Raw genomic sequence first — 21503 nt, forward strand, 5'->3', positions numbered from 1 at the left:
ATCAAACCCCTAGACAAGGTTCATCGTCCCAGCTCAGGAAGGCACTTTCGCGTATCCGGCCAGCATCCGGACCAGCCCCAACCGAAACCGCGAGGCTAGATGTACTAATCACGCATCGTCGCCAAAAACTGCCTACGATATTGACGACCGTCGCCACCCACCGCTCGGACGGGCCGAGCAGTGGGTCTTTTGGGCCGTGGCGACCGTGGAGTTCCTCCGTCACGCCGCGCCCGAGCATGCGGGGCGGGCAGGGGCGCCAGCCGCTCGGCGATGCTGACGGCGGCGCGCTGCATGTCGGTGGGCGACTCTATCAAACACACGGTGGCAGACTGGCGGCACACCGAGGCTCCGGGTGTTCAGGGCGACTTTGCGAGGTCACCCGGACAACCAGAGCTTCGTTGTGCTCGTGACGGTCTCTCGGCGGACCGTTACACCTCCATGAGCTGCTACGACTCGTGATGACCAGAACGGGTTTGCGGACACCCCGCCTTGTGAAAGCGCCAGGCTAACAAAAAGCCGGGACTGTCAGGCGATGTAGTCCAGGTTGATGGCAGAATCGCCGGCGTCACGCTTCAGCGTTACGGTGGCTCCGGCCGGAATGGTGACATCGACGGTCTTCTCCGCGAAGTCGTTCCAGCCTCCCGTCGCGGGGAAGGAGATTTCCTGAGTCTTGTCGCCATTGACGTACAGGCTGAAGGTGCCTGCGGACATGGCCGCATAGTGGATGTCCAGCTTGCTGGAGGCGGGCATATCCCTGAATGCTACACCGGCGCCTGTATTGAGCAGATATCCGACGTTCATTCCGTTTACATTGCCGCTTCGGACTTCGGCTCGCGCGCCATTGAGGAGCACGCCGTATTCGGCTTCCCGCGGCTGCTCGATGTAGTCCAGGTTGATGGCAGAATCGCCGGCGTCACGCTTCAGCGTTACGGTGGCTCCGGCCGGAATTGTGACATCGACGGTCTTCTCCGCGAAGCCGTTCCAGCCTCCCGTCGCGGGGAAGGAGATTTCCTGAGTCTTGTCGCCGTTGACATACAGGCTGAAGGTGCCCGCGGACGTCGCGGCGTAGCCGATGTCCAGTCTGTTCGAGGCGTATAGGTTGGAGAACGTCGTACCATCCCCGGTGTTGAGCATCCACCCAACATTCTGCCCATTTGAGGCGTTGCTGTGGGGTTCCACTCGCGCGCCACCGAGGAGGGCCGCGTTCTCAGCCTCGATGCGGGTCAACGGCCCGGTCGGCGCCGTGGGGATCGACGGCCCCATGCCCCAGGCAAACCTGACTTGATCGATGGCCGACATATTGGGGACCCACAGCGGCAGGATGCTGGTGGCGCTGTTGAGCCTGAGGATGTTCAGCTCGTCGTGGTCCGGACTGATGATCCGGCCGCCGATGACATGGCACCAGATTGAGCCCAGGCCGAGTTCACGTGCGACACTGACCATGGCTCGCAGGTACGGAACGTTCTTGTCGGGGCTGTTCGGGTCGCTGTAGTCGGCTCCGGTGTCAGCTGGCGCGCCGAACTCCTCGATGACGGTGCGTGAAGCGCAGTCGCCGATGTACGTCTTGATCTTGTTCTTCCACTCCTGCTCCGTCGCGTACGCCACCTGGAATCCGTAGAGGTGGAAGGCAAGCATGGTTCCGTCGAGGCGGTGGTCGTTGCACAGCGGCCGGAGGTCGCTTCCGTAGTCCTCCGCAACCGTGCGGTAGCCGTCGAGGAAGATCCGGTTTCTGGGCACTTCCGGGCGGTCGGAGATCCACTTGGCGGCGCGGTCCAGCCATGACTGGAGACCGTCCCAGGGCTCGTTCTGCGGGCTGAAATAGACCAGGGGGTTGGAGGCGTACATGTTCGTGAGCGTGTCCCACATGGCGTTCCAGGAATCCATGTTGGGCGGTTTCGAGCCGCTGTCCTCCGTCCAGTAGCTCAGGACGACTTTGAAGCCCCTGGCAAGGGCGGCGTCGACGACAGCCTTGTAGGTGTTCCACCAGCTGGTGTTCACGGTGGCGGGATTGACCGGCAGCCGCACCGTGTTGGCGTCGAGGCCGACCTGGAACGCTTCGAACATCGCGTCGGCCTTGGACCTGGCAGAGCTGTAGGTGTCGGTGGCGCTCATCCCCTGCAGGACGAGCGGGTCGAAGGTGGCGTTGTCTCCGAGTCGGGACCAGTGCACGCCCCGGAATTCAGTGAAGTCAGTGGCCGCTGCGGCCGTCGATGCGCCGGTCACCGCAATGACTGGAACTGCGGCCAGCATGATCGGAAGGGCCAGGAGAGACGCCAGCACACGGCGTACAAGGCTGGTGTGTTGGGGTTCGAGCGGTCGATGACGGCGTCGGGTGGAGGGTGCAGGTGCAGGTGCATAGGACATAATGCTCCGTTCCCGGATCGGCATGCGGACAGGCGGACGCGAGGGGTCGGCTGAGAGCGTGCCATTAACATGGAGATGGCGAAGATAGTGAATGGCGCATTAGGTTGTCAGCGGCTCGTCAACCTCGAAGTTCGGATTACTCCGATCCGCAAGGCAAATAGTGCGAACGTCGACATGGGCCAAGGCGGCTTCACCGTCGATTCGTCCGCGGCCTGACCGGCGCTGCTGATCCGGTGTCTTGCCCGGTCCGTCCGGTCAGTGCAGGGCCTTCGCATGGGGTCGGGGGTCGGGACGAACGTGCCCCTGATGGTCCGGGCACTCTCGCGTGCGGGCCGCTGGCGGGCGGAGTCGGAGGGCTTCCCGCACCTGGCCCGGGCCCTCGACGCCGTGCTGCGCAAGCTCGGCGGCACCACGAGGAAGTGGCGGTTCGACCGGATGGCGACCGTCTGCTACCCCTCCAGCGGCCAGGTCACCCTGGCGTTCGCCGGGGCCGCGAAGTACTACGGCGTCCAGGTGGCGATCTGCCCGCCGCGGCGGGGCAACCGCAAGGGGATCGTGGAGAAGGCCAACCACTCGGCGGCACAACGGTGGTGGCGCACGGTCCCGGACGCGCTGACGGTCGCGCGGGCCGGGTTCGGCATCGACGAGCTCGCCGTCCGGATGGACGAGCGCCGCCGCAGCGTCGAACGGCGTCAACATGACGGTCGCCGAGTTCGCCGACGGCGAGCCGATGCTCGTCCTGCCCGCTGTTGGAGGTCGTTCGCACGGTCAGCCCGCAGGCAATGGTCGCCTTCGATGTCAACCTCTGCTCAGTCCCGCCCAGGATGCAGGGAGGTGACCGTCCGCCCCGGTTCAGCGAGGACTACCTGCTCATCCTCACCACGGGCAGTCGCTTGCGAGGAATCGGGCGAGGACATGCATGACGAGTTCGATGATCAGGGCTCGGTCCGGACGAAGGGCTGGCCAAGGTGGTGCTGCAAGCGGGGCTGAGCACAGTACTCCCAGCGTGTCGCCGCAAGTTACTGCATTCCCAGGCCGAGCGGCTGCTCTGAACCTTTGCAGCTAAATACGTCGGTTCACCGATGTGGTGGCCCCTCCATCCGACGGACCCTGAGGGGAGTAGCGAACCCGTACCACTAGCAAGGCTGTGATCCCCGTGGCAGTCTCTCCGCGCCTGACAGTTTTGACTCAGGTTCGGGACGGAATCCGTCACTCCTCGCTGCCACTGACTGACGACGCCACTGCGCCCGCGGCCGCACGGCACGCCGTGCGGCCCATGCTGCCCCAGCGGGGGCCTGGGTGAAGACGTCGTCTACGACGCAGTTCTCGTCATTTTCCGAGCTGGTCACCAGCGCCGTTGCTGGTCGTATACGTCGCCTGCAGTTACCTGGTGCCCCACTCTGTCGGCGAACGGGATCGGATCAAGGAGCTGTTCAAAATGGCGCGAGTGGGAGCAACGGTGCCCCAGTCGCCCGAACCGGCAGTAGAGATGCCTGTCGTCGGACACAGTCCGGTCTAGTCGCCCTGCGCTCCCTGGTGTCCCGGTGCGTAGGCGACCCGGGTTCCGCGCCGGGGCAAGCCCGTTACCACCGACTCCCGCTACCACCGGCCTGGCCTCCGCGATCCGCGCCACGAGCTACCGCGAACGACCATCGGTCCTACCGTTTCGTGACACCCGGTTGCAATAGGTTGACACAGCGGTCCTACCGTGCTTCCATATCGGTCAGACCAATCAGGATAATGGTCGCACCAGTGAATTCGCGTCGATGACGCGGATCTCCCGAAGCGGTTGGGACAACGAACCAACCGCGGCTTCCGCCAATGGCGGGGGAGGAAGGGGAGTAAGGAAGCGCAGACGCAAACGGGCGGGCTCACTGAAATCGAGGCGGTCTTTGCCCGGGGCGCAATGACTCGAGGTCAAAAAACCAGAAGGAGATACATCATGAAGGAGTCGCAAATGTCGCGTCCGACCACGCACTACTTGTCGAAGGAATCCCACCACAACAAGTGGGACAACAGCCTCGAGCCCGCCCTGACGATCGACTCGGGCGACACGGTCGTCTTCGAGTGCGTCGAGGCTTCGGGCAACCAGGTGACGCGAGAGTCCACGGCCGAAGATCTCAAGGCGCTCGACTGGAGCCTGTTCCACCGCCTGACCGGGCCGGTGGCAGTCCGCGGAGCCCAGCCTGGCGACGTGCTGAAGGTCGAGATCCTCGACTTCGAACACCAGGGCTGGGCCTGGACGTGCATAGCTCCCGAATACGGCGCGCTGCCTGACGAGTTCGACGGCACATACGCGCTGCGGGTCTGGGAGGTCGGCGCCGACGAGCGGGTGGAGCTCAGGCCCGGGATCCGGATTCCGATCGCTCCCTTCATGGGGGTGATGGGAGTCGCTCTTGCCGAGCCCGGACAGCACTCGACCATGCCGCCGCGGAGTATGGGGGGCAACCTGGACAGCCGCCACCTCGTCAAGGGGAGCACGCTCCTTCTTCCGGTCCAAGTGCCCGGCGCCTTGTTCTCGACTGGCGACGGGCATCTCGGTCAGGGCGATGGAGAGGTGTGTATCGCCGCACTTGAGGGCCCCCTGACGGTGACCCTGCGCATCAGCGTCGTCAAGGGGCGCAGCATCCCGGCTCCGCAGTTCATCACGTACGCGCCGACCACCAGCAAGGTCGATGGGATGGGCTACTACGCCACGACCGCTGCTGGCCAGGACCTGCAGGACGGCGTGAGAAGGGCGGTGCTCGACATGATCGAGTACCTGCAGGCGGAGTACGGGCTCGATCGCATCGAGGCCTACATGCTCTGCAGTATCGCGGGGGACCTGAAGATCGCGGTTCCGGTACTCGGGCCCGGGCACGCGAGCTGCGTGACGTTCCACATGCCGCGCAGCATCTTCGCCTGTTAGAAGGTACAGCTCTCCATGTTCCAGGGATTTGAGTCCAGGTGGGTCAGGACCAGCGATGCTGAGATCGCCGTGTGGCATGCTGGCTCGGGCCCGCCCGTACTTCTCCTCCACGGATATCCGCAGACGCACGTCATGTGGCATCTGGTCGCTCCGCTGCTCGCTGACCACTTCACCGTGATAGTTCCGGACCTGCGGGGTTACGGGGACAGCTCCAAGCCGCGTGGCGACGCGGACCACTATGCGTACTCCAAGCGGGCTCTGGCACGAGATCAGGTCGAGCTGATGTCGGCCCTCGGGCACGAGCGCTTCGCCGTCGTCGGGCACGACCGCGGCGCCCGCGTAGCGCACCGCCTCGCGCTCGACGAGCCTGACCGGGTGACACGGCTGGTGCTGCTCGACATCCTCCCGACTCGGACTCTGTTCTTGAAGGTCGACCGGCCGATCGGACTCGGCATCTACCACTGGTTCTTCCTCGCTCAGCCATACGATCTTCCCGAGCGTCTGATCGGGGCGGATCCGGAGTTCTGGCTGCGCTGGCAGCTGCGCAAGTGGAGCGGCGACCGCGATGACTTCTTCGACGCGAAAGCCGTGGCGGAGTATGTGCGCTGCTTCCGCGACCCGGACGCGATCCACGCAAGCTGCGAGGACTACCGCGCCGGCGCGACGGTCGACCTCGAGCACGACGAAAGCGACCTCGACCGGCGCATCACCTGTCCGCTGCTCGTCCTGTGGGGCGAGCGCGCCAAGGCGACGTCGCCCTTCGATGTACTCGGTGAGTGGGGCGAGCGCGCCGCCCGGGTCTACGGGCGCCCGCTCGACAGCGGTCACTTCCTCGCCGAGGAACGGCCATCGGAGGTGACGGCGGAACTGTTCGCCTTCCTCGGACCTGAGGCACCGGCCGACATGGGGAAGCCAGATTCTCGATAGTCAGACGGACTCTCGACCAGGGCGGACGGCGTCCTGCGCTAAATACATAAAGCTCGAGAAGTAGCACGGGCACTCAGGAGGAGACACTGTGAAAGTTGCGATCGTGACAGGATGCGCATCACAAGTCGGGATTGGGTTTGCCACGGCCATGAGCCTGGCAACCAAGGGGTGGAGCCTCGCTCTGATCGATTGCGTGGCTGAACCTCTGCACGAGTCCGCCACCCTGATTGCCAGTCAGAACGATGTGGATGTCCTGCCGCTCGTCTGCGACGTGACGTCGGTGAGTAACGTCGACAGTGCCGTGAACATTGCACTGAAGCATTTCGGACGGTTCGACGCACTGGTCAACAACGCCGGTATCACTGCCCCCACCCGCTTTGGGGACATCACTGAGCAGGAGTGGGATCGGATCTTTGATGTGGATATCAAAGGCGTGTTCCTGGTGACGCGAGCCGCGCTGCCTAGTATGCGGGGCCAAGGATCCGGCCGGATCGTCAACGTCTCGTCCGTAGCGGCGAAGCGCGGAGGCGGCATCGTCGGCGGCGTTCACTACGCGGCGGCGAAGGCGGCGGTCCTGGGATTCACGAAGGCGCTGGCACGTGAGATGGCGCCGGAGGGCATCACGTGCAATGCCGTAGCCCCCGGGTTCATAGACACCGAGATCGCCGGGCGGGTCGCCGACGAGCGGCGAAGGGCGCTGATCAATGACATCCCGGTAGGGAGACTCGGCCGTAAGGAGGAGGTCGCAACGGTCATATCGTTCCTGTGCTCGGATGACTCTTCGTACATCACCGGCGAGGAGATCGACATCAACGGCGGATCGCACATCGATTGATCGATGGCCGCCGCGGGCCACACAGGTCCGGTTCCCGGAGGCTGTCGTCGGCGGTGGTAGTGGCCCTGCCGACGATGGCCTCCGTGCCGGATTCCTCCTATGCCATGCACGCGTCGCGTCCCAGCTTCGGGTGACCACCACGACGATCCAGGTGCCGGCGTCGATGATGACCCGTTAGGCGATTGTGCGGTCAAAGCTGCGGTCGACCCCGTGCCCCGATTAGTCGGTTGCCATCAGTCTCTGGTCGATGATGTCGAAGTGATGATCGATGGCTTGCATCGCTGCCTGCTCGTCGCTGGCTTGTACGGCGTCGTAGATGGCCAGGTGCACGTCGACCATCACCTGATGGTCGTCGGGCAGGAGCCGCATGCGCTCCCGTCGTTTGGCCAAGTCCTCCTTGAGGACGCCGCGGAGCGCGTCGGCGAAGAAGCTCAGCGCGGGATTGCCCGCCGCGTTGAACAGTGCCCGATGGAACGCGAGGTCAGCCTGAGCGATCTCGGGATCGTGCGCCGTCGACTCCTCCATCGTCTTAACGGCCTTGCGCATGTACGCGATCGGAACCGGTTCGCCAAGCCGAGCAGCTTCCCGTGCGGCTTGCCGCTCCAGAGCCACGCGCACCGAATGGAGCGCGGCGAGCGAGAGGCGCGAGGCTGTCACGGCAAGGTCGAGTGCGCTTGTGAGGTTCGCGGATTCGAGTTCGCGTACGTAGGTGCCAGAGCCGGTCCTCCGCTCCAGCACGCCGAGTCCCTCTAGCTGACCCAACCGATCGCGCAGCGCGGCTCGGCTGACGTTGAGGGTTGCGGCAAGTTCGCGTTCCCCCGGCAGTCGATCGCCAGGCTTGAGCTGGCGAATGAGTCCGGAGACCGCAGCCGAAACGGGGTCGTCGGCGCTGCGCTCGCCATCGGCCGCCCGGTCCTGGCCATCAGTGCTTACTCGAGACATGCGCGCCCAATCTCTCCTCGGAAGACCACTGCGCCACTCTAGCATTGGTCCTACCACTCACTACTCATCGCAACCGCCTTGATCCGCCTTGACATAGTGGTACGACCAGATTTAAATATCGGTATGACCAATGTTGAAAATGGTCGCACCGTAGCTCCGCTGGCTCCCACTGGTAGGGCCGAAGTGTGATCACCTCCCGTGTTACGACGATCCCGTGAATGGTTTGCCATGGCAGCTGAGAAAATTGTCAACGAGGGGTCGGCTACGGCCACCCTCGATGGATCCGATCTGACAGAAGCCGGGATTGACGCCTCGGAGCTTGTGGAGCACTTCCAGCTGATGCGGCTGATCCGCGCCTTCGACGCGTGTCTGCCAGAGCTGTACACCAAGGGCATCGTCCGCGGCTCGACCCATGCGGCGATCGGACAGGAAGCTGTCGCTGTGGGCGCGTGCGCGGCGCTCCGGCCGCTCGACTACATCACGAGCACTCACCGCGGCCACGGTCACACGATCGCGAAGGGCGCTGGTGTGCGGCGGATGATGGCCGAGCTTCTGGGCCGGGTCGACGGCTACTGTCGCGGTCGCGGCGGCAGTATGCACATCGCCGACTTCTCGGTCGGGATGCTGGGCGCCAACGGCATCGTGGGAGGTGGCTTCGCTCTCGCCGGGGGAGCCGCGCTCTCCTCGCTTCTCCTGAAGCAGGACCGGGTTGCCTTGTGCTTCTTCGGTGAGGGTGCGATCAACCAAGGTGCCTTCCACGAGGTCTCCAACATGGCAGGAATCTGGAACCTGCCCCTCGTCCTGGTCTGCGAGAACAACCACTGGGCGATGTCGGCGCGAGTCGAGGAGATGACAGCCGGCGGTGACCTCGCAGGCCGCGCGGCCGCCTACGGATTCCCGGGCACGTCAGTCGACGGCATGGACGTTGTCGCCGTCCGGACCGAGGTGTCGCGTGCTGTCGAGCGTGCGCGTTCAGGCGGCGGCCCTTCGCTGGTCGTCGCCGAATGCTTTCGCTTCGAGGGCCACTTCTCGGGCGACCAGATGCTCTACCGCGACAAAGCAGACCTTGAGTTGTGGCGCAACCGCGACCCGATCGTCCTGCTGCGCGAGCGCTTGCTCACGCAAGGGCTCGCCGACGAGAACGAACTCGCCACGATCGAGCGTCGATGCGACGACGAAGTGCGCGAAGCGCTCGAGTGGGCAAAGCTCAGCCCGACTCCCGACCCCGAAACGGTTGCCGATGACCTCCACAGTTGATACGCGGACGCTCACCTACAGCGCGGCCCTCAACGAAGCACTCCGCGAAGAAATGCGCGACGACCCCACCGTGATGACCATGGGGATGGACGTCCAGCGCTGGGGCGACGGTGGCGGGGTGTTCGGCGTCACAAAGGGCCTCGTCGACGAATTCGGGCCTGCGCGAGTCCGCGACACACCGATTTCCGAGGGAGGGATCGTCGGGCTCGGTGTCGGAGCTTCGATGACAGGACTGCGGCCCGTCGTCGAGCTGATGTACGCCGACTTCCTGACGCTTGCGATGGAGCCGCTCGTCAACCAGGCGGCCAAGATCCGCTACATGTTCGGCGGTCAGGCACGCGTCCCGCTCGTCGTCCGCTCCAATGTCGGCGCGTCGGGCGGAAAGGCGGCACAGCATTCCCAGTCGCTCGAATCATGGCTCGTCCACACACCCGGGTTGAAGGTCGTCGTTCCTGCGACGCCGGCCGACGCCAAAGGGCTGCTCAAGACGGCGATCCGCGACGACAATCCGGTCGTGTTCCTCGAGCACAAGATGCTGTACTTCGCCAAAGGCCTGGTGCCCGACGATGGGGGACCGATCCCGTTCGGGCAGGCACGCGTCGCGCGCGAAGGCCATCACGTCACCGTCGTGGCTACTCACGTCATGCTGCACCGGGCGCTCGAAGCGGCCGGTGAGCTCGCCGCCGAGGGAATCGAACTCGAGGTCATCGACCCCCGCACCCTCGTCCCGTTCGACCTCGACACGGTGTTGCGGTCGATAGCGAAGACGACGCGCTTGGTGGTCTGTCACGAAGCCGTCGAACGTGGCGGCTGGGCGGGAGAGCTCGTCTCGCAGGTGATGGAGCACGCGTTCGACCACCTTGACGCGCCGGTGCTGCGGGTGTGCTCCCGCAATCTGCCGATGCCGTATGCGGACTCTCTCGAGCAGGTGGTCGTGCCGACCAAGACCGACATCACGGCCGCGGTCAGAAACGTACTCAGCGGCAGCGACCTCTCACGTTGGACGGGTGAATCATGACCGTGAATCCTGGCGTACACGAGGTGATGATGCCGCGTCTCTCGGACACCATGACCGAGGGAGTCATCGCATCGTGGCTGAAAGCCGAAGGAGACGCTGTCGCCGCCGGCGACCCGATCGCCGAGATCGAAACCGACAAGGTGACGGTCGAGCTGGAGGCGCCGGTTGAGGGAACCTTGCTGCGGGTGCTCGTCGAAGAAGGCGGTGCGATCGCGCCGGGCGGTGTCATCGCGCTGCTTGGACCGGAAGGTGCCGAAGTGCCCCCGACCCAGGGCGAGTCGCCCGTACGGCCTGGTCGGGAGCCAGAGTCAGAGCACGAACGCGTGCCGCAGCCGGGCGGCCTGACTGCGGCCGGAGCCGGCGCCGCCATCCCTGCGTCGCCGTTGGCCAAGCGGATTGCGGCGCGGAACGGCCTGGAGTTGGCGTCTCTCGGCCCCGGCAGCGGACCCAACGGCCGTATCCTGCGGGCTGACGTGGAGCGAGCGGTCGAGTCGCCACCCACGGTCTCCCAGTCTCCGCAGGACGAGGTGATCGTCCCAGGTCGACTCCAGACCGCGATCGCGCGTCGCATGACAGCGGCCAAGCAGGAGATCCCGCACTACTATCTTGATGCGAGCGCCGACGTCACTCACCTGTGCGCGCTACGCGAGGACGCGCGCGCCCAGGCGTCACCGCTCGACGTGCCCGTGTCGGCGTACGTCATGCGGGCCGTCGCCCTCGCCCTGCGGAAATTCCCTCGCGTCAACGCGTCATGGACGGCAGACGGCATCCTGTTCCGCGGCTCAGTCAACATCGGGTTCGCTGTCGCCCTCGACGATGAGGGTCTCGTCGTGCCAGTGGTGCGCGACGCAGATGCTCAGCGGGTCACGGAGCTCGCGGCCCAGTCGGCAGAGCTGATCACCAAAGCGCGCGGGGGCAAACTGACGGTGGAGGACATGACCAGCGGCTCGTTCACCATCTCGAATCTCGGCATGCTCGGGATCGAGAGCTTTCACGCCGTGATCAATCCGCCCGAGAGCGGAATCCTCGCGGTCGGCAGTATTCGCCGCGTCCCCAGCTTCGATGGCGAGCAAGTCGTTGCGCGCGACGTCATGCGCCTGTCGCTGTCGGCCGACCACCGCGTCTTCTCGGGTGCGACCGCCGCAGCGTTCCTCGCTGACGTTCGATCGCGACTCGAGCGACCGCTCACTCTGCTGTGAATCTCCGGCGGGCGGAACGCCAGAGCGAGAAGCACGCCGACCCCCTGCGGTTCACAGAGCTTATGAACTAGGAGAACCCTCTCGTGTCATTTGATTGCATCGTCGTCGGCTCGGGTCCCGGCGGATATGTGGCAGCGATCCGAGCATCCCAGTTGGGCATGCGCACGGCTGTGGTCGAGCGAGCCGCCATTGGGGGCCGGTGTTTGAACCACGCGTGTATTCCAGCCAAGGCAGTCCTGCGGAGTGCGGAAGTCCTCAGCGAGGTCCGACACGCTCAGGACTTCGGGATTCGGCTCAACGGCGCCGCGCTCGACGTCGACTTCGGCGCGATCAGCGAACGGCGCAAGCACATCATCTCGACGCTGACCGGGGGGGTGAGCGGGCTGTTCAAGAAGAACGACATCGCGGTGCTTCGCGGCCAGGCGGTGCTGACTCCGGACGCGGACGTCAAGATCGGTGAGACGGTCCATAAAGCAAACAGGGCCGTGGTGTTGGCGACCGGCTCGGTGCGCAGACCACTGCCGAACCTTGACTACGGAGGCAACGTCATCGGCACCGAGGAGGCGTGGGCGCTCGACGAACTGCCCAAGTCGATGGTGGTCATCGGCGCCGGCGCGTCGGGTGCCGAGATCGCCTCAGCCTACGCCCGCCTTGGTACGCGCGTGACTCTGTACGAAGCGTTGGAGAGGGTGCTGCCGACAGAGGATCCCGATATCTCGAAGATCGCACTGCAGCTGTTCAAGAAGCAGGGCATCGACGTCAAGACCTCCACTTTCTACGAAGGACATAAGGCCGACTGGACCGTGATCGCCGCTGGCCGCCGCCCCGATGTCAACGGGCTGGGACTTGGCGATGCGGGGATCGAACTGACCGACGGAGGGCTGATCATGGTCGACGGGGCGATGCAGACCACCCATCCCAAGGTGTACGCCATTGGCGACCTGGTGCCCGGCCCTGCCCTGGCGCACAAGGCCAGCGACGAAGGCATCATCGCGGTCGAGGACGCCGCCGGCCGCGAGACCCACCCCATCAGCTACGCGGACATCCCGCGGGCGACGTTCTGCTCGCCGAACGTGGCATCGTTCGGACTGACCGAGGAGCAGGCCCGCGAGGCTGGCCACGACGTGGTCGTCGGCAGGGTCCCGTATGGCGCCGTGGGGGCCGGCACGATCTACGGCGACCGCACCGGTCTGGTCAAGATCGTCGGCGACCGCAAGTTCGGCGAACTGCTCGGCGCCCACATCGTCGGCAGCCGTGCCACCGAACTGATCCAGGAGCTGGTCAACGTCAGGCTACTCGAAGGCGGCTATACCGAGGTCGCCCGCATCATCCACGGTCACCCCACCCTGTCGGAGGCCGTCATGGAAGCCGCCCGCGCCGCCGACGGCTGGCTCATCCACGGATGAGTGGCCGATTCGCGACTTCCGCAGATGTCGGGGATCCGTCGCAAACCCCGATGGAGTACGCGCGCGTTCCCTCGGGGCTGTGACAGAGGAACGGGCACCGCAGCAGTGTGGATGCACCATGGGTGAAGTGTGCGCGTCCCGGCTGGTGGCGCCGGTGGCGCTGGAGGCCGAGGGCAATGAGGCGGGCGCCGCTGCTGGCCGACCTGCAACAGAATTCAGGGGCGGTGGGGGGCGCCGTCGTCCTCGTCACCTGCGGCGGCCGGGGCATCGGCTGGCCTGCAGTTGCAGCCGCGCGGCATAGTGGTGACGGGGCTCCATGTGGCTCACGTCGACACAGCCACGACAGCCGGTATCGACGCTCCCAAGCCCGCGATGTCGCCACGCCGCGCTCGGCCGCGTGGAGGCGCGCACCCACTAGCTAGGTGTTGGCGGACGACATCACCTGCTGGGTCAAGGCGCAGCTCTCCGTCGACCTGGACGCCATGTACGCACAGATGAAGTAGTAGCGTCCTTCAATTAGTGTGGCGAAGAGGTGAAGGTACCTCCTCGGCGGTGAGCTGCGTTCAAGGTCCGTTCCTTGTCCGTCGGGCTTTTGCCCGTGAAGGTAGACACGCGGTCATGTGTCACGCGGCGAGCTGAGTTTAGCTGTGTGATGTCGTCGTTCGTAGTCGTTGGGGCTGAGGTGGCCGTTGGCCGAGTGGCGGCGGCGGGTGTTGTAGCGGGTCAGCCAGACGAAGACGGTCCTCCTGCAGGTGGCTGGGTCGCCGAAGTCGCGGGCGCCCTGGAGCGTCTCGCGTTTGAGGGAGGCGTGGAAGCTCTCGCAGGCCGCATTGTCCGCGCTGCTGCCGACCGTATCCGTCGACCGTGTGACGCCCAAGTCTGAGCACAGGTCGGCGAAGGCCCTGGACCCGTATTGGGCCCCGTGGTCGCTGTGGAAGATCGCCCGGTCAGGCCGCCGCGGGTCGCGGCGGCCATCCGTAGCGCGTCGGCGACCAGGTCGGTGCGCATGTGGTCGGCGATGGACCAGCCCACGACCTTGCGGCTGAAGCAGTCCAGCACGGTGGCCAGGTAGAGGAATTCCCCGCCGGCCAATGGCAGATAGGTGATGTCGCCCATGTACTTGCGTCCCGGTTCCGGGGCGGTGAAGTCCCGCTGGAACAGGCCCGCGACCGTCGTTGCGGTCGGGTCCGGGACGGTAGTGCGGAGCCTTCTGCGCAGGCGGACGCCAGCGATGGCGTGTCCCGCACAGGTGCCAGCCTCCGCTCACTCGCCTCCAGTTCTGCCACCCGGGCCTCAAGTTGCCGGATCCGCTCGTCCGGATCAGCGGACGCGGTCGGATTCCCTGCCCCGGCCTGCGTCGTCCGCCCCGCCGGGCGTCCACGGGCGCGATGCCGCGGCGTTCGCGGACCCGCAGCATCCACTCACGCAGCGTCGCCCTGTTGATGCCCAGGTCAGCGGCGCGTCGCCCCGGGCGTGGACTCGTACAAGGCACGGCATCGGCCTTGAACTCGTCCGAGTAGTCCTTCATCGCCATCGGCGGTCTTCTCGCTTCCTCCGGATCAAGCAGATTCAGTATCAGCGTTCCCAACCCATCAGGGCGAAGGCCCCGTACCGACCGGCACCGACGATATCCTCGGGCACGCGACCATCCGGCATGCCGTGCACCCGACCCGGGTGGCCACCGGCGAGCAGGTGCACAACCAGAGCGGCATGGAGCCGCTCGGTTTCGGCCTCGATGCCGCGTTTGCGCCCGGCCTTCTTGATCAGAGATCGCAGCTGGGCTCGGGTGAGAGCAGCCGCCCGGGCCGGGGTCGGTGTTGCGGCCAAAATGCTGCGGGCGATCGGCGAGCAGTCCGTCCCGCAGCGGCTGGGTGGCGGTCAGGAGGGCTGGGAAGTACTCCCGCAGGTGGGAGCGGAGCTTGTTGCCGGCCTGTGTTCGGTCCCAGACTGCGTCCTGCTGGGCGCGGGCCAACACGGCGATGGCCTGGACGAGCTCGGAATCTTCCGGCAACGGGCGGGGGGGCTGCGGTGTCCGTGCGCAGGATGTTCGCCAGGACCATCGCGTCGAGTTGGTCCCGTTCGCGATAGCGGGTGGCGGCCATCGGGTTGATCGCGTAGACAGGGCGCACCGTTGTGCGCAGGCAGGCCACCAAGAGGCCGTGGGAGGTCTCGATGGCCACGGGGATCGGTGTCTTCTCGTTCTCCCCGTGTTCGGTGAGCAGGTCGAGCAGCTGTTGCAGGCCCGTGAGGTCGGTCGTCGCTGATGCGGCCTTTGGTCAGTAGTGCTCCGTCCTGGTTGACGAGGGCGACGTCGTGATGGTCGCTGGCCCCGTCGATGCCACTGAACGCTCTCGTGCTGTTGTTCACGTCCTGGCTTGCGTTGCTGCTGGTCAGAGCCGCGCAGGGGCACGCGTCTCCCTAGTGGAAGGGCTCGAAGCCCGGCATCCGATCAGCCGTTCTGTGCGGGAGCTCCGGGCTCCAGGATCTGCGAGAGGTGATCCTCACGAGCGGCTCAAACCACCAACGACAACTATCCGATTCAGCCGACCGGATGTAACGCGGTGGGGCCGGACGGCACCAGGTCCGACTCTTGTCAGGAGCTTCAGCTCCGGGCTACCAATGCGGCTTCCCTGATCCCGACCGTCGCCGCCACACCACGTGGATCCCGACGTCTGCCCCGAGGCGTCAGACGCCAGGTTGCGTAGGGTCGTCGACCCATGAAGCGGGCTTCGCGTTCTCCCTACGGAACCGAGCAGTTCGAGTAACGGCCGACGATGTAGCGCTTCATGCCCCATGAGGGCCGCCAGGGTGCCCGAGGCACGGTCCGAGTTCCGTTCCGTGGCCGGTGGGAGAACCTCTCCGCACGTCAGCAGGACTTGAACCGATCCCACGCCGAGATCCGTGCCCTTGCGAACAGGCCAGGGCTACCCTCAAGAACTGGCGACTCCTACGCAAAATCCGCTGCTCCACCACCCGCGTCACGAGCCTCGTCCAGGCAGTCCTCACCCTGTATCACGCCACTCAACCATAGGTTGAGAAGGGCTCCCTACTCCCTCTGGAACCTCACGTCCCAGTCCCCGGGTGTCCAACATCAAGGGAAAGCTTCACATAGGGCCTCGGCGGTGTCCGTGCCCTGCTTGAGGGCCTCCCGCGCGCCTTTGAGGAGGTAGGGCGGTGCAGGGCCGGATGGGCCTTGGCTATGACAGGTGGGGCCTGTTGATCGGCCGTCAGGTTCTGCGGGTTCTTCCAGGGCCCAGCGGGACTTCTTCAGCGACTTCGACGCAGGGGTAGCGTTTGGCTGGACGGCCGAGCGGACGCGGCGCGTATGGGTCGGGGAGGACTTCGGCGACCAGCTCCCACTCCAGGAGCTCGACGATGGCTTCCTCGGCTGGGGGCCGGTACATCTCCGCGAGGCGTGCGATCCCACCTACCGCAAGCCCGACGGGCTGATCACAAGCCTCTCGTTGACGGCGTTGGTGTAGATCATCCGCAGCGCGGTGGTAGGTCGTGGTGGGTCGGCCGCAGGGAGCTCCGAACCAGCGCAGGTCGCGCTCGTCCATCGATTCCTCTCCAACCACTTGACGCTTCGTCCGACCGAGTGCAAACTTCCTAACGTTTCGGGAATAAAAAGATGATCTTCATTAATAATCGATGAAGAGTGGCACAGGACCCGGAGGTCAGGGGTCTGCTGTGATCAGTTGACTCGTATGGCGAAGGGGTTCAGACATCTCATGTCGCGCCGTCTGTCCGCACTGGCATGGCTCTCCGAGGCAGTGCTCAACCAGATCAATCCAACCACCTTCCCCGACTCCGACGACGACGGCATCGGTGGTCTGGCCGGTATCATCGAGCGCTTTGACTACCTGTCCTACGGCGATGAGATGGGCATGCGCTACCTCGCCGGCCCGCTGGACAAGGGAGGCAGTCGGCTCGACACCCAGGATCGGCAGAGTTCACGGACCCCAATGGAATGGGACGCCGGTCCGAACGCCGGCTTCTCGACCGCCCCGGCGGATCGCCGGCGTCGGCCGATCCACCCCGATCCGGATCGGCCGACGCAAAGCGCGCAGACGGGCGAGACGTCCCTGGTGCACCAAGTGCGTGTGCTGATCATGCTGCGCAAGCTGACCCGCCCACTGGGATGTGGCGTCCCCGTGCGGATCCTGCACCACGACTGTCCCTTCGTATACCTCCGACGGGACAGCCACTTGATTGTCATCAACTGCTGGCAAGCCCCGGCCAGTACTCGGGGCGCGGGACTCAACGCCGCCGTTCCGCTCGTGGTCGACGGCGTCGAGCTGACCGCGGACGGGATTCGCACGCGAGGACTCAGCAATGGCATCTTCGAGCTCCCCGAAGGGTGTAGCGCTTGGGTCGGTGGAGGTTACCGGTGCGGCGGCCGGAGTCGCGCGGGGCAGGTAGCAGCCCTGCTGCAGAGGCAATGTGGCCGGTGTCCGCGTAAGGCGCCGAGATCGCCTGCCGCGACAATGAACTCCGCTCCGAGCATGGGCCCATGCTGGGCAGGGATCTGCTTACCGAGCCGTTCCAGCCGGTCGTCCATGTCCAACGTCTGCCGACGGCATCCTCGCCAGGCAACGCGGTCTGCTGGGGCGCTGTTGCCTGCACGGCAGTGGCCGCGACCGTGTCGGCACCGCGCGCGTCCCAGTTGGCGAGCCAGGCCGCCCGCCGCGACTGCCCACACCAGAGCGACTGCGGGCAGCTGTTCGCCCTGGTGTTCCTGGCCCCTGTGCCCATCCTCGTTTTCTGCCTCGCCTTACAGAAGCACTTCGTCAAGGGCCTGACTCGCGGAGCGACGAAGGGATGAACTCCCGGTCCGGTCGCTGAGGGTGGGCCGGACCGGGTGAACCACTACGGGGGGAGGAGTGTCCCCACCCGTATCCACCTTCGGATTAGGAGCTGATCCAGCGTGCAAGAAGATCCAAGACGAGCCGACGAGGGCTCACTAAGAACATGGCGAGCGATCATCATCGCGATCGTGACCGTCGGCGCGACGTTGCTTGCGCCAGCTGCGGCCCGACCGGCCACAGGGGCGACTGCGGCGACACCCGCCACTGGGAGTACCGCCGATTGGGCCGCGATCCAGAGCTTCCTGCCAAGCCTGAACCCCACCTGGAGCGCACCGCCTACCAGTCCCACCACCAAGCTGGAACCTGACGGGCCACTGCTGGGCAACGGTGACTTGACTGTCTCGGTCGGTGGTGACACCCACAGCGAGAGCCTGTACCTGTCCAAGAACGACTTTTGGACGAATTCACCCGGTACTGACAACGTCCACCCGATAGCCCTCGGTGGCATCACGCTGCGGCGGCCGGCCTCCGGGATCGACAGCGGTACGACGTACAACCAGACCGAAGATCTTCTCAACGCCGAGGCGCGCTCAGACCTGACGATCAATGGGGCGCCTATCCACACCCGCAGCTACACCTCCGACACCAACGGAGACATGCTGGTGACCGAGGTGTCCACCACTGGAAACAGTCCGGTGGTGCTCAACTTGGACACGTGGACCAAGGCCGACAACGCCTCCTACCCAGCCTCTTCCGGGGTCAGCGGCTCGACGCTTTGGGCGTCCCGCTCAACCATCCAGGCAAGCGGGAGCCAGTGGGTCTCTCGAGCTGCGATCGCCACCCGCGTACTGGGCTCCACCGCGACGGTCACCACGAATTCGACCGGCACCTCGACGGCTCAGTTCACTGTCAACCCAGGACAGACCGTGACCGTCGTGTCAGCCGTGGCCGGCGGCAAGAACGACACCACCCAGGTTGCTGATGCCCAGCACGCTGTCGCAGGCCTGGACACAACGGCCGTGGCATCCCTGTCGGCTGCCCACCAGGCATGGTGGAAAGCGTTCTGGCTCAAGTCCTACGTCCGCGTCTTCGACACCACGGTCGAGAAGTACTACTACGGTTCGCAGTACATCATGGGCAGCGCGTCCAGGAGCGGGTCTCAAGCTGCTCCCATGTTCGGGTGGACCACCGTCGACACCCCGATGTGGAACAGCGCGTACTTCCTGAACTACAATCACGAGGCCGCGTATTACGGCGTGTTCTCCAGCAACCGTCCGGAACTGGCCGACCCCTATATCCAGTCGATCGTCGACTACGAGGGCACCGGCGCGGCGAACATCGCCACCCTGGCGGCGACCCCGGCCACCAGCAACCAGTGGATCTCACAGAACTTCAAGAACACGATTCCGGCCACCACCCGCGGCTACCTGTATCCGCTGGGCATCGGGCCGTGGGGATCGTCCACGTACTGGGGGTTCTGGAACCAGCCGACGGCCGCGAGCTACGCCGCTGTCGACATGATCTACCGGTACGAATACAGTCCCGACAACGCTTACCTGAGCGGAACGCTGTATCCGTACATCAAGCAGTTGGCCGAGTTCTGGCAGGACCATCTCGGGTCCAAGGGATCCGACGGTAAGTACCACCTCATGGGCGCTGCGTTTGAGGGGGACTGGACCCACGACGATTCACTGGACCTGGCAACGGCCAACCAGATTCTGCAGTCCGCGGTGAAGTACAGCCAGATCCTGGGTGTCGACAGCTCGATGGTCCCGGCGTGGCGGGACATCCTCAACAACCTGCCTGCCTATGCCACCGACACGTACAACGGGCAGACCGTGTACACCAGCGACCACGACACCAGCTTCGCCACCATGCTCCAAAACCACCAGACCATCTGCAATCTTGAGATGATCCATCCGTTCGACCAGCTCAACCTCGACTCTCCGCCGGCACAGCTGCAGGCGGCGATCAACACCCTGAACGCGATGAACACCTGGAGCCAGGCCAACAACTTCCCCAAGAGCTTCGGTGTCGCCGCTCGCGTCGGCTACCCGGCAGCCTCCCTGTTCTCGCTGCTCAAGAGTCGCATCGCGGCCACGGTCCAGCCCAATCAGACCAGCACCACCGACGTCGGTGGTCTGGAATCGGCCGGCGCCACCGATGCGGTCAACGCGATGCTGTTGCAGTCGGTCAACGGCACGATCCGGCTGTTCCCGGACTACCCGGCTGGTCGGGCCGGGCACTTCAGCAACCTGCGGGTCCAGGGCGGCTTCCTGGTCAGTGCCGACTACGACGGCACAACCGTGTCCAACGTATCGCTGACCGCGGACAACGCGGGCAGTCCGGCGACCGTCCTCAGCCCCTGGCCCGGACGCGCGATCACGGTCACCGACTCGACCGGTAACACGGTGTCGACGACCGCGAACGGCAACCGTTACACCTTCGCCACGACTGCGGGCCAGAGCTACACAATCACGCCGCAGGGCGGTGCGACCACGGGCGGTTCGCTGACCGGGTCGGTCGGCACCCAGCCGGCGGGCCCTGTCGATCTCACAGCACAGGGCACGACCGACTGGGCGCACTGGGGACTGAGCGACGCGTCCAGCCTCGATCACAAAGCCGGCGTCACTCAGGCGATCAGCAAGGTCGCACCGCTTGGTGCGTATCCGAGGCAGCTGACCGACAGCCAGGTCACCTACACCTGGACCGCCGGAACACCCACGGCTTCGGCCACAGCCACACCGACCGGGCTGTATGCCACCTCAGTCGGCTACGGCTTCCAACTGACCGTGCCGGCGACGACCACGCCCCAGCGATTGCGCGTCTACCTGGGCGCGTGGTCGGCCAAGGGCAAGCTGACCGCCTCACTCAGTGACAGCAGCACTGCCGTCTACACCGGCTCCTTCGACTCCCCATCAGGCAACGGATACGGCATGGCGGATCTGACATTCAGGGCAGCGTCCACTGGCCAAACACTCACGCTCACCTACGTCGTAGACACCTCACACAGCAGCGCCGGCGACGGCAACATCACTCTCCATGCCGCGACTTTGACCCCCGCCACGGGGCCGATCACCGGCACGGGCAGCGGTAAATGCGTCGACATCCCCGGCGCGAACAACACCGACAGCAGCCAGTTGCAGTTGTACACCTGCAATGGCACCGTGGCCCAGCAGTGGACCGTCGCCGGGGACGGCACAGTCCTGGCAATGGGCAAGTGCATGGACGTGCGCCAAGCCTCCACCGCGGACGGCACGCCAGTGCAGATCTACCCCTGCAACGGAACTGCCGCCCAGCACTGGAGCTATGAACCGGCGTCCGGACGACTGCAAGCATTGGGCAAGTGCCTTGACGCCAACAGTTCCGGCACTGCCAACAGCACCCCGCTCGTCATCGACACCTGCAGCGGTGCCGCGAGCCAACGATGGACGTTGAGCTGACAGGTTCCGGGGTCGGCAGTAGTCGCACGGACGGTGCCGCCTAAGTGCCGTTCGTCACGCAGCATCCGCGCCCAGCCCGGCGGGCGGACAGCGGATGAGCATTCGGTCCGGTCCGTGAAACGCGGACCGGACCGGATGCACCGTCCGGGAAGGCATGCCTCCCCTCGGGCCGGCACCTGTCGCTGTTGCAGCGCCGCAGGTTCGCCTCGCGGCCCGAAAGGGGCCTGACGATCCGGGAGATTGCCAGTACTTGGTCGGGCAGCGACCTCGGTGAGCCGTGAGCTACGGCGCTACAGCCGCGTGGGAATGCGGCAGAGGCGACGCTGACCTGGCTCATCGGCGCTTTGTGGACGGGCTGGAGTCCCGGACGCGAGCCGTAGCCGTTCAGCAGTCCCC

12 protein-coding genes and 3 pseudogenes are annotated in these 21503 nt (G+C 65.4%); 11 read left to right on the forward strand and 4 right to left on the reverse strand.

Going from position 1 to position 21503, the window contains the following annotated elements:
• Positions 1-525: 525 nt before the first annotated feature.
• Positions 526-2250, reverse strand: a complete 1725-nt coding sequence (locus AB0M29_RS41770) for a carbohydrate-binding protein (protein ID WP_365392253.1) — start codon at positions 2248-2250, stop codon at positions 526-528.
• A gap of 189 nt (positions 2251-2439) precedes the next feature.
• Between AB0M29_RS41770 and AB0M29_RS41775 the strand changes: the two genes are divergently transcribed.
• The 4 genes from AB0M29_RS41775 to AB0M29_RS41790 all read left to right on the forward strand — a co-directional run bounded on the left by AB0M29_RS41775 (position 2440) and on the right by AB0M29_RS41790 (position 7034).
• Entirely contained in the window at positions 2440-2580 is a 141-nt protein-coding gene (locus AB0M29_RS41775; RefSeq protein WP_365392255.1) for a hypothetical protein, read from the forward strand.
• Positions 2581-4306: 1726 nt separating this feature from the next.
• Positions 4307-5272, forward strand: a complete 966-nt coding sequence (locus AB0M29_RS41780) for an acetamidase/formamidase family protein (RefSeq protein WP_365392257.1) — start codon at positions 4307-4309, stop codon at positions 5270-5272.
• A 15-nt stretch (positions 5273-5287) separates the two neighbouring features.
• Entirely contained in the window at positions 5288-6199 is a 912-nt protein-coding gene (locus tag AB0M29_RS41785; RefSeq protein WP_365392258.1) for an alpha/beta hydrolase, read from the forward strand.
• 88 nt (positions 6200-6287) lie between these two features.
• On the forward strand, positions 6288-7034 hold the full coding sequence (locus tag AB0M29_RS41790; RefSeq protein ID WP_365392260.1) for an SDR family NAD(P)-dependent oxidoreductase: 747 nt from the start codon (positions 6288-6290) through the stop codon (positions 7032-7034).
• A gap of 219 nt (positions 7035-7253) precedes the next feature.
• On the opposite strand, the gene AB0M29_RS41795 is transcribed toward AB0M29_RS41790, so the two are convergent.
• Positions 7254-7976 (reverse strand): FCD domain-containing protein, encoded by a 723-nt coding sequence (locus AB0M29_RS41795; RefSeq protein WP_365392262.1) that lies wholly within the window; start codon positions 7974-7976, stop codon positions 7254-7256.
• Between the two features lie 228 nt (positions 7977-8204).
• On the opposite strand from AB0M29_RS41795, the gene AB0M29_RS41800 reads away from it, so the two are divergent.
• From AB0M29_RS41800 to lpdA, 4 genes are all read left to right on the forward strand, one after another.
• Positions 8205-9233 carry a thiamine pyrophosphate-dependent dehydrogenase E1 component subunit alpha gene (locus AB0M29_RS41800; RefSeq protein ID WP_365392264.1) on the forward strand — a complete coding sequence of 343 codons (1029 nt, stop codon included), beginning with the start codon at positions 8205-8207 and terminating at the stop codon, positions 9231-9233.
• Positions 9217-10251: an alpha-ketoacid dehydrogenase subunit beta gene (locus AB0M29_RS41805; protein WP_365392265.1), complete on the forward strand. Its 1035-nt coding sequence runs from the start codon at positions 9217-9219 to the stop codon at positions 10249-10251. The genes AB0M29_RS41800 and AB0M29_RS41805 overlap by 17 nt, the downstream gene beginning before the upstream one ends.
• A complete protein-coding gene (locus tag AB0M29_RS41810) occupies positions 10248-11450 on the forward strand; it encodes a dihydrolipoamide acetyltransferase family protein (protein ID WP_365392267.1) in 1203 nt (400 codons plus the stop codon). Before AB0M29_RS41805 ends, AB0M29_RS41810 begins: the two co-directional genes overlap by 4 nt.
• An 83-nt stretch (positions 11451-11533) precedes the next feature.
• Positions 11534-12856 (forward strand): dihydrolipoyl dehydrogenase, encoded by a 1323-nt coding sequence (gene lpdA / locus AB0M29_RS41815; RefSeq protein WP_365392269.1) that lies wholly within the window; start codon positions 11534-11536, stop codon positions 12854-12856.
• 616 nt (positions 12857-13472) lie between these two features.
• Here lpdA and AB0M29_RS41820 read toward each other — a convergent pair.
• Together AB0M29_RS41820 and AB0M29_RS41825 are read right to left on the reverse strand one after the other, a co-directional pair.
• Positions 13473-14095, reverse strand: a pseudogene (locus AB0M29_RS41820) (IS3 family transposase); the annotation flags it as partial.
• Between the two features lie 501 nt (positions 14096-14596).
• Positions 14597-15223 (reverse strand): annotated as a pseudogene (locus AB0M29_RS41825) (IS110 family transposase); the annotation flags it as partial.
• Positions 15224-15651: 428 nt separating this feature from the next.
• On the opposite strand from AB0M29_RS41825, the pseudogene AB0M29_RS41830 reads away from it, so the two are divergent.
• The 3 genes and pseudogenes from AB0M29_RS41830 to AB0M29_RS41840 all read left to right on the forward strand — a co-directional run.
• Positions 15652-15887 (forward strand): annotated as a pseudogene (locus AB0M29_RS41830) (IS5/IS1182 family transposase); the annotation flags it as partial.
• Positions 15888-17369: 1482 nt separating this feature from the next.
• Positions 17370-17681: a hypothetical protein gene (locus tag AB0M29_RS41835; protein ID WP_365392271.1), complete on the forward strand. Its 312-nt coding sequence runs from the start codon at positions 17370-17372 to the stop codon at positions 17679-17681.
• Positions 17682-17852: 171 nt separating this feature from the next.
• Positions 17853-21107 carry a ricin-type beta-trefoil lectin domain protein gene (locus AB0M29_RS41840; RefSeq protein WP_365392273.1) on the forward strand — a complete coding sequence of 1085 codons (3255 nt, stop codon included), beginning with the start codon at positions 17853-17855 and terminating at the stop codon, positions 21105-21107.
• Positions 21108-21503: the final 396 nt, after the last annotated feature.

Origin of the sequence: Streptomyces sp. NPDC051976 (assembly GCF_040680795.1) — a bacterium.
Taxonomy (GTDB): Bacteria; Actinomycetota; Actinomycetes; order Streptomycetales; family Streptomycetaceae; genus Actinacidiphila.

Coding starts and splice junctions, on each gene's coding strand:
- AB0M29_RS41770 (WP_365392253.1), bottom strand. CDS start 2,250: ATGCTGGCCGCAGTTCCAGTCATTGCGGTGACCGGCGCATCGACGGCC.
- AB0M29_RS41775 (WP_365392255.1), top strand. CDS start 2,440: ATGGCGAAGATAGTGAATGGCGCATTAGGTTGTCAGCGGCTCGTCAAC.
- AB0M29_RS41780 (WP_365392257.1), top strand. CDS start 4,307: ATGAAGGAGTCGCAAATGTCGCGTCCGACCACGCACTACTTGTCGAAG.
- AB0M29_RS41785 (WP_365392258.1), top strand. CDS start 5,288: ATGTTCCAGGGATTTGAGTCCAGGTGGGTCAGGACCAGCGATGCTGAG.
- AB0M29_RS41795 (WP_365392262.1), bottom strand. CDS start 7,976: ATGTCTCGAGTAAGCACTGATGGCCAGGACCGGGCGGCCGATGGCGAG.
- AB0M29_RS41800 (WP_365392264.1), top strand. CDS start 8,205: ATGGCAGCTGAGAAAATTGTCAACGAGGGGTCGGCTACGGCCACCCTC.
- AB0M29_RS41805 (WP_365392265.1), top strand. CDS start 9,217: ATGACCTCCACAGTTGATACGCGGACGCTCACCTACAGCGCGGCCCTC.
- AB0M29_RS41810 (WP_365392267.1), top strand. CDS start 10,248: ATGACCGTGAATCCTGGCGTACACGAGGTGATGATGCCGCGTCTCTCG.
- AB0M29_RS41835 (WP_365392271.1), top strand. CDS start 17,370: ATGCTGGGCAGGGATCTGCTTACCGAGCCGTTCCAGCCGGTCGTCCAT.